The organism is Corynebacterium sp. (assembly GCF_012838985.1).
In the GTDB taxonomy this organism is placed as follows: Bacteria; Actinomycetota; Actinomycetes; order Mycobacteriales; family Mycobacteriaceae; genus Corynebacterium.
The window spans coordinates 1-12,927 of sequence record NZ_DUOE01000126.1; the positions used below are offsets into that span (position 1 = coordinate 1).

Consider the following 12,927-nt stretch of genomic DNA (forward strand, 5'->3'; position numbering starts at 1 on the left):
GGATGCAGGCGACGGTCAACCTGGCGGTCATCAGCGCGCCGGGCGGGCCCTCCCTGATCTCCACGGTGCAGGCCTTCCGCTTCTTCGGCTCCGCGGCGGCGCCGGCGACCTTCCTGCCGATCTACCTGGGCGTCGGCCCGGTGGCGTTCTGGGTGGCGGCGGCCGCGCTGGTCCTGGCCGCCGGGGCGCAGCGGCTCATTCCCCGGAAGGTGTGACCGGGCCGACGACGACCTCCCCGAACATCGCCCGCAGCGGACCCAGGTCCTGCTTCTCGGCGGCGATGCGGCAGGCCTCGTCGTTGACGGGTCCCTCCACCGAGCGCCAGTCGAGCTCCCACCCCGCCTCGCGGGCGACCCGGGACCAGAAATAACGCTGGGCGCGGCCGTTGCCCTCCCGGAACGGGTGGATGTAGTTGAGCTGGTCGTAGTGGTGGGCCAGCCTCCCGATGAAACGGTGACGGGGCAGCCCCCGCAGGTACTTCTCGGCGCGCAGCTCCTCGAAGGCGTGGTGGGCGGCGCGCTCGATCATCGGCACGGGGAGGAAGGGGTCGGCCGTCTTGCGCAGATCGACGGTGCGGAGCTCCCCGGCCCAGTCGTAGACGTCCTGGAACAGGTGGCGGTGGATGGCGCGCAGTTCGGCGAGGTCGGTGGTGTGGGGCGGGGGATCGTCGAGAAGCTCCAGCATCCGGGCGAAGCTGAGATCTCCCTCGGCGGCTCTCAGCGCCTCCGGGGTGCGGGCGCCGACCTTGTTGCGGAAGACGCCGGTCAGCGGGTCGAGGTACGGGTCCGGCCCGTCAGTGAAGGCCATATCGGGCTCGGGTGCGGGCCAGGAGATCGGCGGCGCTCAGCGCCCCGGAGATGTACTCGTCGGCGTCGGCGCGCATCTCGGGGGTCACCTCGACGCCCTCCATGCGGCCGTTGTGGCGCGCGACGGACACCCGCCGGGCGCGTTCGGTGGTGGTCGTGGTCCGGGTCATAGTGGATCCCATGCACCAATCCTTCCTGGCATTTCGTCCAGTTTACCCGAGGGATGGGGCGTCGAGAAGCAGAAAGATACCGTCAGGGCCCGCATCCGGGAGTGGAGGCGGGCCCTGACGGCATGAAAAGGTTGGCCTAGGCCTCGCCCTCGAAGAGGGTGGTGACGGAACCGTTCTCGAAGATCTCGTGGATCGTCTTGGCCAGCAGCGGGGCGATGGACAGGACCGTGAGGTTCTTCCAGCCCTCGGTGGACTGCGGCAGGGTGTCGGTCGTGATGACCTCCTCCGCGCCGCACTCGGAGAGACGCTCGCGGGCCGGGTCGGAGAAGACACCGTGGGTGCAGGCGATGACGACGGACTTCGCGCCCGCCTCCTTGAGCACGCGGACGGCGCCGGCGATGGTGCCGCCGGTGTCGATCATGTCGTCGAGGAGGATGCAGTCCTTGCCCTCGACGTCACCGACGACGCGGTTGGACACGACCTCGTTGGCCACGTCCACGCTGCGGGTCTTGTGGACGAAGGCCATCGGGGCGCCACCCAGGGTGTTGGCCCACTTCTCGGCGACCTTCACGCGACCCGCGTCCGGGGAGACGACGCACAGGTTGTCCAGGGAGTACTTGGAGATGATGTAGTCGGTCAGGATCGGCATGGCGTGCATGTGATCGACCGGACCGTCGAAGAAGCCCTGGATCTGATCGGTGTGCAGATCGACGGACACGATACGGTCCGCGCCGGCGGCGGCCAGCAGGTCGGCGACCAGGCGGGCGGAGATCGGCTCACGGCCGCGGTGCTTCTTGTCCTGACGGGCGTACGGGTAGAAGGGCAGGATCGCGGTGATGCGCTTGGCGGAGCCACGCTTGAGCGCGTCGATCATGATCAGCTGCTCCATGAGCCACTTGTTCAGCGGCTGCGTGTGCGACTGGATGACGAAGCAGTCCGCGCCACGCACGGACTCCTCGAAGCGGATGAAGATCTCGCCGTTGGCGAAGTCCCGTGCGGTGGTCGGGGTGAGCTCGTAGTCGAGCTCCTTCGCCACTGCCTCGCCGAGCTCCGGGTGTGCACGCCCGGAGAACAGCATCATGTTCTTTTGGCTTTCAGTCCAGTGCGGAGTCATGATGTGCCGCTTAACCTTCCTGGTTGGTTGCGTTGTCGTTCTCAGATTCCCCGGCTGCCCGCGCTGCGGCCGCCGCCTCCGCGGCCGGGCTGCCCGGTCGCTTCCGTTCGACCCAGCCCTCGAAGGTGCGCTGCGGTCCACCGGACACGGCGAGGGCTCCCGGGGGAACGTCCTCGCGGATTACTGTACCTGCCCCGGAATACGCCCCGTCACCGACCGTCACCGGAGCGATGAACATGGTGTCGGAACCGGTCCGGACGTGGGAGCCGATGGTGGTGTGGTGCTTGGTGACGCCGTCGTAGTTGACGAAGACGGAGGAGGCACCGATGTTGGACTCCTCGCCGACGGTGGCGTCGCCGATGTAGGTCAGGTGGGGGACCTTGGAGCCGCGGCCGATCTGTGCGTTCTTCGCCTCGACGAAGCCGCCGAGCTTGCCGCCCTCGCCGAGGACGGTGTTCGGGCGGATGTAGGTGTACGGGCCGACGGTCGCGTTCTCGCCGATGACGGAACGCTCGCCGTGGGTGCGGATCACCGAGGCACCGCGGCCCACGGTCATGTCGGTGAGGGTGGTGTCCGGGCCGATGACCGTGTTGTCACCGATGGAGGTGGCGCCCCACAGCTGGGTGCCCGGGTGGATGACCACGTCCTGCCCGATGGTGACGTTCACGCCGATGAAGGTCGACGCCGGATCGATGACCGTGGCACCCCCGCGCATGGCGGCCTCGACGGTGCGGCGGTTGAGCTCCCGGCCCGCCTCAGCGAGCTGGACGCGGTCATTGACGCCGGCCAGCTCACGCGGGTCAGCGGCGACGTGGGCGCGCACCGGGTGCCCGGCCCCGCGGGCGATGCCGAGGACGTCGGTGATGTAGAGCTCGCCCTGCGCGTTGTCGGTGTCCAGCTTCGTCAGCGCATCGCGGAGGATGGCGCCGTCGAAGGCGAAGACACCGGAGTTGACCTCGTTGATCTCCAGGACCTCCGGGGTGGCGTCCTTCTGCTCGACGATGGCGGTGACCTCACCGGAGTCGTCGCGGACGATGCGGCCGTAACCGGTGGGGTCGTCGAGAAGCATGGACAGGACGGTGACGGCGGTGGGGGATGAGGTGTGGGCCTCCAGGAGCGTGCGCAGCGTCTCCGAGGTGAGCAGCGGGACATCACCGTTGGTGACGATGACCGTGCCGTCGAAGTCCGGGATCGGGCCCAGACCGCACTGGACTGCGTGGCCCGTGCCGTTCTGCTCCTCCTGGACGGCCTGCAGGACCTCGCGGCCCAGTTCCGCGGCGACGGCCTCGGCGGCCGGGGCGACCTGGTCACGCTGGTGGCCGACGACTGCGACGATGTGCTCGGGGTCGACGCCGGCCGCGGCGTGCAGGGCGTGGGAGAGCAGGGTGCGCCCACCGATCTCGTGCAGGGTCTTCTGCTTCGCGGACTTCATGCGGGTGCCTGCGCCGGCGGCGAGTACCACCACGGCGCAGCTGTTTTTCTGGGGCATGACTTCGATCTCCTTGGGTGGTCGCGGGGGTCCGGTTCAGCATATCGGTCCCGACCGCGGTGCGTGGGTACATCGGGGTCGGTGGATTCGCCTAACGACCGGCGGAGACGTCCCGCAGCCGACGGGCCGCCACCACGCCGATGAAACCGATTGCCGCGAGGAAGAGCAGTGCCGCACCGGAACCCAGCTGGGCGACGGCACCGGAGACCGCGCCGACGAGCAGCAGGATCGCGCCCATGAGGGTGTTGGCGGCACCGACGTAACGGGTGCGTTCATCGCCCTCGGCCATGTCGACGATGTAGGTCTTGCGGGCCACCCGGATCGCGGTGTGCGCCAGGTTGACCAGGAAGAACCCGACGGGGAACAGCCAGGCGTTGACCTCGCCGGGCAGCCACGTCGCCGCCGCGACCAGCGCCACGAGCACCACGGAGGCGGCCAGGGAGGCCCAGCTCATGACGTTGCGGGAGGAGACGTCCGACCAGATGCCGGAGATCCGCCCGCCCAGCACCGCCGCCAGCCCGGAGGCGATGAGGAAGGCGCCGAGGCCGGTGAGCCCGTAACCGATCTCCTGGCTGAGGGTGACGATGAACGCCGTCGACAACGCCGAGACCAGCAGCAGGGACCGGACGATGACGAACCGGCGGAACTCGCGGTCACCGGTGAACAGGCCCCATGTGTCGGCCCACCAGCCGCGCTGCAGCCCCTGTGGATCCTCCCCGGAGACGGGCTCGTCGATGGTGTGGAAGACGATCGCCGCCACCGCCCACGCGGCCGCCGAGGCGAAGATGAGCGCCGCCAGCACCCACGTCGGGACCGGGGTGCCCAGCCATTCGAGGAACAGTCCCACGGCCAGGGAGGCCGCGCCACCCACGGCCGTCGCCCGCCCGGTGATGACCCCGCGGTGGCCCCTGCTGATCGTCCGCCCCTGCACGTCCTTCGAGGCGATCGAGCACAGCGAACGGAACACGGCGAGCACCGCGAGCAGGAGGGTGACGGTGAGGGCGAGGGGGAGGGCGTCGAGAAGCAGGGCCGCGAGGCCGATCAACGCGGCGGCCACCGCCTGCCCCAGGGAGCCGATGACCCAGATCCGCTTGCGGGAACGCTGCGTGGTCACCCACGGGGTGAACGCGGCCTGGGGGAGCATCGAGCCGGACTCGCGGATGGGCACCAGCAGGGCGATGAAGAAGCCCGGCGCGCCCGCGGCCTGCAGCAGCCAGGGCAGGACCGTCTTCGCGGCGACGATCTGGTCGCCGACGCCCTGGAGGCCGTTCGACCAGATGAAGCGGCGGGCGGCGTGCTCTTCGCGGGAGGGGTTGCTCACTGTTCCGACCTTAGTCGGGGAGGGGTGAAAATAATGTGACCTGCCAGAGACTGAGCGGTCTATATTATTCGGACAGAATGGTTCACCACGATGAAAGGGCACCCCATGAAGATCCGCACCCTCTCCACCCTCGCCGCCGCCTCCCTCACCTCCGGCCTGCTCGTCGCCTGCTCGCAGGCCTCCGCCGATCCGGACAGCCCCCTGGGGATCCTCGCCTCCTCGACGCCCCACGCCGAGATCCTCGAGTGGGTCGACGAGCAGGATGACCGCTTCGAGCTCGACATCTCCATCGTCACCGGTGGTCCCGAGGCGAACGCCGCCCTGGTCAACGGCAGCATCCCCGTCAACTTCTTCCAGCACGCGCCCTATCTGCTCGACTGGCAGGAGCAGACGGGGCAGGACGGGGTGGAGGTGCTCGCCCCGGTCCACATCGAACCGATCTCGCTCTACTCGCAGAAATACGCCGATATCGCCGATATCCCGGAGGGGGCGACCGTCGCCCTCCCGCGCAGTGCCAGCAACTTCGCCCGCGGGCTGCTGCTCCTCCATGACCACGGCCTGCTGGCGCTGAACGTCGAACTCGATCCGGCGGCGGTCTCGCAGATCACCCTCGCCTCCATCGTGGGCAACCCGCGCAACCTGCAGTTCGTGCCGGTCGAGGACGAGCTGGTCACCCGCACGCTGGATGATCCGAAGGTGGCGGCCGCGGTCATCAACTCCAACTACGCGCTGGAGGCGGGGTACGACCCGGTCGCGGACGGCCTCATCACGGAGGATCCCGAGGACAACCCCTACGCCAACATCCTCGTGGCCGCCGCCGACGCGGTCGAGGACCCGCGCGTGCGCGCCCTGCGGGAGTCCCTCACCTCCGCCGCGACCGCGGAATGGATCCGGGAGCGTTACGGCTCCGCCGTCGTCCCCGTCGCGGGTGAGTGAATAAAATACACCCGCCCCCGCGCCCATGCCCTACTCTTTCCAGACAAAGCAGTCTATTTACATTCCGAGGATCCCACATGAGCACCTCCCTCCCCGTCATTTCCCTCGCCACGCTCACCGGCACCGGCCCCGAGCGTGACCGCGAGATCGCCCGCCTGCGCCAGGTGACCCACGAGATCGGCTTCTTCTACCTCGCCGACCACGGCATCCCCGAGGAACTGCAGGCCGAGATGTTCACCGTGGCCAAGGAGTTCTTCGCCCTGCCGCAGGAGGCGAAGGAGGAGATCGCCTTCACCGACAACCCGCACTACCGCGGCTACTCCCGACTCGGTGAGGAATTCACCCAGGGCAAGCTCGACTGGCGGGAGCAGATCGACTACGGCGCCGACCGCCCGGCGTGGAACGAGGCACTGGACACCCACCCGTGGCGCGTCCTCGAGGGCCCCAACCCGTGGCCGAGCGCGCTGCCGCGCATGAAGCCGCTCATCACCGACTGGCAGGACCGCCTCTCCGCCGTCGGCCTCGACCTCCTGCGCGCGTGGGCCGAGTCCCTGGGCCAGGCCCCGGACTACTTCGACGACATCTTCGACCACCCCCACCCGATGATGAAGCTCGCCCACTATCCGGCACCGTCCAACGGTGAGGCCGGCCAGGGTGTCGGCGCCCACCACGACGCCGGCGTGCTCACCCTCCTGCTCCCCGAGGAGGGGTCCGGGGGTCTGCAGGTGCAGCGCGACGGCGAGTGGTTCGACGTGGAGGCGCTGCCGAACCTGTTCATCGTCAACATCGGTGAGCTCCTGGAGGCCGCCACCGACGGCTACCTCGTCTCCACCCCGCACCGCGTGCTGCCGTCCCCGCCCGGCACCTCGCGTTTCTCCATCCCTTTCTTCCTCACCCCGAACCTCGACGCCCGTTTCCCGCGCATCGAGCTGCCCGCCGAGCTGGCACAGGAGGCCCGCGGCCTGGGGCGCGACATGAACAACCAGGAGATCTTCGACATCTCCGGCCTCAACACCCTCAAGTCGCGTCTGCGTGCCCACCCCGAGACGACCGCCCGCTACCACGCGGAACTCGCCGCCAGCCTGGGCTGACACCCGGGAACAACAAGCTTCCCCGCCAGGACTCGAACCTGGAAAGCTGGTACCAAAAACCAGAGTGTTGCCAATTACACCACGGGGAACTGCGGGTTGAATCGCGTAGACAAGCGTACCTGACGTGTGGCTGGGGACTAAACGCCGCGTCGGGATAGGCTGGTGGGCATGGTTCGACAGCGGATGACGGGCAAGGAGCGGCGCGAGCAGCTCATTTCGATCGGGCGTGAGGTCTTCGCCGAGCGTGGTTTCGAGGGCGCGAGCGTGGAGGAGATCGCGGCGCGGGCCGCGGTGTCCAAACCCGTCGTGTACGAACACTTCGGCGGCAAGGAGGGGCTCTACGCGGTGGTCGTCGACCGGGAGATGATCCGTCTGGAGCAGATCATCACCGAGGCCCTGTCCTTCGGCCGGTCGCGGGTGCGCATCGAGCAGGCGGTCATCGCCCTGCTCACCTACGTCGAGGAGGAGACCGACGGTTTCCTCATCCTCGTCCGGGACCTGGTGCCCGGCCAGGACCAGTCCTATGCGACGCTGCTCAACACGGCGGTCGGGCAGGTGTCGCACATTCTGGGCCGTTCCTTCGAGAAGCAGGGGCTGGACCCGGATGTGGCCATCCTCTACGGGCAGGCGCTGGTGGGCATGGTGTCCATGACGGCGCAGTGGTGGCTCGATGAGCGGGAGCCGGCGAAGGAGGTCGTGGCGGCGCACATCGTCAACCTGTGCTGGAACGGGTTGGCCGGCATGACGCCGCACCCGACCCTGTCGGATGAGGTCACCGCTCAGCTGGAGGAGAAGAAGTGACGCCTCCCATGCTCGCCGGTCTGCTCAAGGTCGCGGCCACCGATCCGAAGCTCAAGGGCATGGTCGCCAACGTCGGTGCCCGGCGCCTGCATCTGACGGGCATCGACCAGGTGCGTCCGTGGGCCGTCGGCACGCTCGCGCACCACGCACCGGTGCTGGTCGTCACCGCGACGGGCCGTGAGGCGGAGGACCTCACCGCCGAGCTGCGCGCCATGCTCGGCGACAAGGTCGCCTGGTTCCCGTCGTGGGAGACGCTGCCGCATGAGCGTCTGTCGCCGGGCGTCGACACGATCGGCCAGCGGGCGCGCGTCCTCGATCTGCTTGCCGACGACCACCTGTCCGTCATCGTCACCGCCGCCCGTGGCTTCTGCCAGCCGCTGCTCGCCGAGGTGGAGGGCCGCGCGCCGGTCCGGCTGCGGGTGGGGGAGGAGCACGACTTCACCGATCTCGTCGAGCAGCTCGTCTTCCGCGCCTACAGTCACGTGGACATGGTGGCGCGCCGGGGTGAGTTCGCCACCCGCGGCGGCATCCTCGACATCTTCCCGACGACCGCCGACCAGCCCGTCCGCGTCGAGTTCTGGGGCGACGAGATCACCGACATCCGTTATTTCGCCGTCGCCGACCAGCGCACCATCCCCGAGGTGGAGGTCTCCCACGTGGAGGTCTACCCGGCGCGGGAGCTGCCCATCACCGACGGCATCGCCGCCCGGGCCGCCGAACTGGCCCGGGAGCACCCCGGCAACGCCACCCTGGTGGAGCTGCTGACGAAGATCTCCGACCGCATCCCGGCGGACGGGATGGAGGCGCTGATCCCGGCGCTCGTCGACACGCGGATGGCGACCCTGCCGGAACTCATGCCGGACGACACCCACCTCCTGCTCGTGGACCCGGAGAAGATCCGCACCCGCATCAGTGACCTGGCCGCCACCGACGCCGAGTTCCTCGCGGCCGGCTGGGAGGCCGCCGCCATGGGCGCGTCCGGTCCCGTCGCCGCCGAGGGCCTGGACCTGGAGTCCTCCTCCTACCGTTCCTACGAGTCCCTCGAGGCGGGGGCCCGGAAGGCGGGCCAGCCGTGGTGGACGTTCTCACCCACGGGCATGTTCGAGGCCGACGACGCCGACACCCTGCCCCTCGACTTCGACGCCGGCCCCACCCCGCGCGGCGACATCAAGGAGATCGCCTCCATGATGTCGCTGCTCGTCGCCCACACCACCGCCGGCGGGCGCGCCGCCTTCATCGCCCCCGCCCCCGGCGCGATCAGGCGCATGGTGGAGCGCTTCGCCGAGGCCGGGGTCCCCGCCCGCGTCGCGACGCCCGGCTGGGAGCCCTCCCCGGGTGAGGTCACCCTCTACCAGGCGCTGAGCCACGCGGGCGTCGTATTCGACAAGGTGCGCAAGCACCGCGCCGCCGCCGCCCTGCCCCTCGTCGTCATCACCGAGACCGACCTCACCGGCAACCGCGTCGGCGACATCGCCGGCGCCAAGCGACGTCCCGCCCGTCGTCGCCACCGTGTCGACCCCCTCGCCCTCAGGACCGGTGACTACGTCGTCCACGAGACCCACGGCATCGGACGCTTCCTCAAGATGGCGGAACGGACGATCCACGCCGGGGACGAGACGTCGCGACGCGAGTACATCGTCCTCGAGTACGCCGCCTCCAAGCGCGGCCAGCCCGCCGACCAGCTGTGGGTCCCCATGGATTCGCTCGACCTGCTCTCGAAGTACTCCGGCGGCGAGTCCCCGACCCTGTCGAAGATGGGCGGCTCCGACTGGAAGAACACCAAGAAGAAGGCCCGCGCCGCCGTCCGCGAGATCGCCGGCGAACTCGTCGAGCTCTACGCCAAGCGCCAGGCCGCGCCGGGCCACCCCTTCGCACCCGACACTCCCTGGCAGAAGGAGATGGAGGACAACTTCCCCTTCGTCGAGACCGAGGACCAGATGCTCGCCATCGACGCCGTCAAGGAGGACATGGAGTCCAACGTCCCCATGGACCGCGTCATCGTCGGCGACGTCGGCTACGGCAAGACCGAGGTCGCCGTCCGCGCCGCCTTCAAGGCCGTGCAGGACGGCAGGCAGGTCGCCGTGCTCGTGCCCACCACGCTGCTCGCGCAGCAGCACCTGGCCACCTTCGAGGAACGCATGACCGGCTTCCCGGTCACCATCCGCGGCCTGTCGCGCTTCACCTCCAACGCCGAGGCGAAGGAGATCATCGCGGGTCTGGCGGACGGGGCCGTCGACATCGTCATCGGCACCCACCGCCTCCTGGCCACCGGTGTCCACTGGAAGAACCTCGGCCTCATCATCGTCGATGAGGAGCAGCGCTTCGGCGTCGAACACAAGGAACACATCAAGGCCCTGCGCCACAACGTCGACGTGCTCACCATGTCCGCGACCCCCATCCCGCGCACCCTGGAGATGTCGATGGCCGGCATCCGTGAGATGACCACCATCCTCACCCCACCAGAGGACCGCCACCCCGTGCTCACCTACGTCGGCGCGCAGGAGGAGAAGCAGATCGCCGCGGCCATCCGCCGTGAACTGCTCCGCGACGGCCAGGTGTTCTTCATCCACAACAAGGTCGCCGACATCGAGAAGAAGGCCCGCGAACTCCGCGACCTCGTCCCCGAGGCCCGCATCGTCGTCGCCCACGGCCAGATGTCCGAGGAACTCCTCGAGAAGACCGTCCAGGGCTTCTGGGACCGTGAGTACGACGTCCTCGTCTGCACCACCATCGTCGAGACCGGCCTCGACATCGCCAACGCCAACACCCTCATCGTCGAGAACGCCCACCACATGGGCCTCTCTCAGCTCCACCAGCTGCGCGGCCGCGTCGGCCGGTCCCGCGAACGCGGCTACGCCTACTTCCTCTACCCCAAGGGCGCGACCCTCACCGAGAACTCCTACGACCGCCTCGCCACCATCGCCCAGCACAACGACCTCGGCGCCGGCATGGCCGTCGCCATGAAGGACCTCGAGATGCGCGGCGCCGGCAACGTCCTCGGCGCCCAGCAGTCCGGCCACATCGCCGGCGTCGGCTTCGATCTCTACGTCCGCCTCGTCGGCGAGGCCGTCGACGCCTACAAGGCACTCGCCTCGGGGAAGGTGCTGGACGCCACCGATCAGGGCCCCAAGGAGATCCGCATCGACCTGCCCGTCGACGCCCACATCCCCGAGTCCTACATCAACTCCGAACGCCTCCGCCTCGAGGTCTACCGCAAGCTCGCCGCCTCCCAGTCGGAGACCGACCTGCGCCTGGCCGTCGAGGAGATGGAGGACCGCTACGGCCCCGTCCCCGAGGAGGTCTCCCGCCTGCTCGCGGTCGCTCGCCTCCGCCACCAGGCGCGCCGGGCCGGCATCTCGGAGATCATCGTCCAGGGCACCCGCATCAAGATCGGCTCCGTCGAGCTGCCGGACTCGAAGCAGGTGCGGCTCAAGCGCCTCTTCCCGGGCTCGACCTACCGTGCGGCGGCGCAGGCCATCCAGGTGTCCTTCCCCAAGGCCGGCCGCGGCGCAGGGCAGCCCAACCTCCGCGACCTCGAGCTGCTGCAGTGGATCGCCGACTTCCTGTCCAGCATGTTCGACATCGAGGAGACCGACGTCACCGGCGGCACCCCGACGGAGAAGAAGGTGTTCTCCGTGGCGGAAGTCAAACGCTAGACTCCGCGGGACGCTGTTTCTGTGGACAACCCCGGGTTGTCCACAGGCCGGTGGTCATACTTGTCGACGCCACCCTCCCCACCCCTTATCGTCCGGGGCATGGACATTGTCGCTGCGATGGAGGCCCTGCGGGGCGTGACGGTGCTGGAGGCCATCGCCTCCGGTCACCTCACCAGGCAGCGCATCATCGACCTCGGCTTCCGCGAGGCCGGCGCCTGGATACGCCTCGCCGAGGTCTTCCTCGGACCGACCAGACACCGGAAGCTGCAGACCGTGGCGGTGGACGCGGCGCGGGAGGGCGGGCTGTCGCTGGATGCGCTGCGGGTCGTCGACAAGCACACCCGCAAACTGCTGCCCGGCGCCGCAGTCACCGAATGGGAGCTCCGCGCCGAACTCTGCCGGCTGCGCGGCACCGTCGACGAGATCGACCGGGCCGCCTCCGCACGCGTCCGCGACCTCAACCGCAACGTCACCGACGCGGAGAAGAAGGCCTTCGCCGGCCGCTCCCTCAAGGGCGGGAAGAACACCGACGCCCGCGGCCTGCGGACCGCCACCATCACCCTCCCCGAACGGCACATGACCGCCTTCCTCGACAGCCTCCTGCCCACCGCCCGGCGCCTCCGCCGCGGGAACCCGAAACTCACCTACGAACAGGCCATGGCCGACGCCCTGCTCGCCGGCGGCACCGGCCCCACCGGACCGACACCCCCGGTCCCGCTCATCGTCGTCCCCGTCCCCGAATGGGCGCAGGTCCTGCGCCGCGAAGGTGACGACACCGTCTTCGGACTCACCGACGGCACCACCATGACCGGCAAGGAACTGGTCGAACAGGTCACCGCCGACCACCACTACGCCGGCATCTACCACCCCGTGGAAGGGCCGGTCGATCTCTACCGCTCCGAACGCACCGCCAGCCCGAAGCAACGGATGCTCCTGGCCGCGGAGAGCCTGCTGTGCCCCACCCCGGTGTGCACCACCTCCGCCGACAACTCCCAGGCCCACCACCTCACGGCGTGGAAGAGGGGCGGGAACACCAACGTCGCGGAAATGACCGTCGCCTGCCAGGTGCACAACGCCCGCAACGACGACGACCCGGACGCCCCACCCCGCAACGGCCGCCTGGAACGACAACCCGGCGGGGTGGTGTTCCACCCGCCCGACGGCGGCCCACCGAAGAGGAACATCCACCCCCTGAGGGAGTTGTCGGCGATGGGACTCATCGCCGCCGGGAGGGCCTGACTACTCGCCCAGGCCCGACTGACCGACCGCGATCATGCGCTCGAGCGATTCGCGCGCGGCATCGGCGGTCTCCTCGGGCACGTCCACCTCATCGACGCCCAGGGCCAGGGCACGCAGCAGCGCGGCCGGGGTGATCATCTTCATGTAGGAGCAGGATGCGCGCTCATTGACCGGCTGGAAGTCGATCTCCGGGGCGGTCTGGCGCAGCTGGTGCAGCATGCCCACCTCGGTGGCGACCAGGACGGTGCCGGTCTGCTGGTTCTTGGCCTCGTCGAGCATCTGGCCGGTGGAGAGCATGTGGACA

The 12,927-nt window shown here is 69.2% G+C and carries 11 protein-coding genes, 1 tRNA gene and 1 pseudogene; 6 read left to right on the plus strand and 7 right to left on the minus strand.

Annotation, left to right across the window (positions count from 1 at the left end):
* A pseudogene (locus GXZ33_RS07350) lies at window positions 1-215 on the plus strand (MFS transporter); the annotation flags it as partial.
* Here GXZ33_RS07350 and GXZ33_RS07355 read toward each other — a convergent pair.
* The 5 genes from GXZ33_RS07355 to GXZ33_RS07375 all read right to left on the minus strand — a co-directional run bounded on the left by GXZ33_RS07355 (window position 196) and on the right by GXZ33_RS07375 (window position 4,900).
* A complete protein-coding gene (locus GXZ33_RS07355) occupies window positions 196-807 on the minus strand; it encodes a Fic family protein (RefSeq protein WP_291340191.1) in 612 nt (203 codons plus the stop codon). The pseudogene GXZ33_RS07350 and the gene GXZ33_RS07355 sit on opposite strands and share 20 nt — an antisense overlap.
* On the minus strand, window positions 794-988 hold the full coding sequence (locus GXZ33_RS07360; RefSeq protein WP_291340192.1) for a hypothetical protein: 195 nt from the start codon (window positions 986-988) through the stop codon (window positions 794-796). The genes GXZ33_RS07355 and GXZ33_RS07360 overlap by 14 nt, the downstream gene beginning before the upstream one ends.
* Window positions 989-1,112: 124 nt before the next feature.
* Window positions 1,113-2,090: a ribose-phosphate diphosphokinase gene (locus tag GXZ33_RS07365; RefSeq protein WP_291340193.1), complete on the minus strand. Its 978-nt coding sequence runs from the start codon at window positions 2,088-2,090 to the stop codon at window positions 1,113-1,115.
* 10 nt (window positions 2,091-2,100) lie between these two features.
* On the minus strand, window positions 2,101-3,579 hold the full coding sequence (glmU, locus tag GXZ33_RS07370) for a bifunctional UDP-N-acetylglucosamine diphosphorylase/glucosamine-1-phosphate N-acetyltransferase GlmU (protein ID WP_291340194.1): 1,479 nt from the start codon (window positions 3,577-3,579) through the stop codon (window positions 2,101-2,103).
* A 91-nt stretch (window positions 3,580-3,670) separates the two neighbouring features.
* The gene (locus GXZ33_RS07375; protein WP_291340195.1) at window positions 3,671-4,900 is read right to left on the minus strand and encodes an MFS transporter; all 1,230 of its coding nucleotides are present in this window, start codon (window positions 4,898-4,900) and stop codon (window positions 3,671-3,673) included.
* Window positions 4,901-5,005: 105 nt separating this feature from the next.
* Here GXZ33_RS07375 and GXZ33_RS07380 point away from each other — a divergent pair, with 105 nt between their 5' ends.
* Complete coding sequence (locus tag GXZ33_RS07380; RefSeq protein ID WP_291340196.1) at window positions 5,006-5,836, plus strand: MetQ/NlpA family ABC transporter substrate-binding protein; 831 nt, start codon at window positions 5,006-5,008, stop codon at window positions 5,834-5,836.
* Window positions 5,837-5,913: 77 nt separating this feature from the next.
* A complete protein-coding gene (locus GXZ33_RS07385; protein WP_291340197.1) occupies window positions 5,914-6,927 on the plus strand; it encodes a 2-oxoglutarate and iron-dependent oxygenase domain-containing protein in 1,014 nt (337 codons plus the stop codon).
* A 17-nt stretch (window positions 6,928-6,944) separates the two neighbouring features.
* On the opposite strand, the gene GXZ33_RS07390 is transcribed toward GXZ33_RS07385, so the two are convergent.
* A tRNA-Gln gene (locus tag GXZ33_RS07390) sits at window positions 6,945-7,016 on the minus strand.
* Window positions 7,017-7,095: 79 nt separating this feature from the next.
* Here GXZ33_RS07390 and GXZ33_RS07395 point away from each other — a divergent pair.
* From GXZ33_RS07395 to GXZ33_RS07405, 3 genes are all read left to right on the plus strand, one after another.
* Entirely contained in the window at window positions 7,096-7,728 is a 633-nt protein-coding gene (locus tag GXZ33_RS07395; protein WP_291340198.1) for a TetR/AcrR family transcriptional regulator, read from the plus strand.
* An 8-nt stretch (window positions 7,729-7,736) separates the two neighbouring features.
* Entirely contained in the window at window positions 7,737-11,384 is a 3,648-nt protein-coding gene (gene mfd, locus GXZ33_RS07400) for a transcription-repair coupling factor (RefSeq protein ID WP_291340201.1), read from the plus strand.
* A 99-nt stretch (window positions 11,385-11,483) separates the two neighbouring features.
* Window positions 11,484-12,623, plus strand: a complete 1,140-nt coding sequence (locus GXZ33_RS07405; RefSeq protein ID WP_291340199.1) for an HNH endonuclease signature motif containing protein — start codon at window positions 11,484-11,486, stop codon at window positions 12,621-12,623.
* Here GXZ33_RS07405 and nadA read toward each other — a convergent pair.
* On the minus strand, window positions 12,624-12,927 hold a 304-nt coding region (gene nadA / locus GXZ33_RS07410; protein WP_291340200.1), incomplete at its 5' end, for a quinolinate synthase NadA.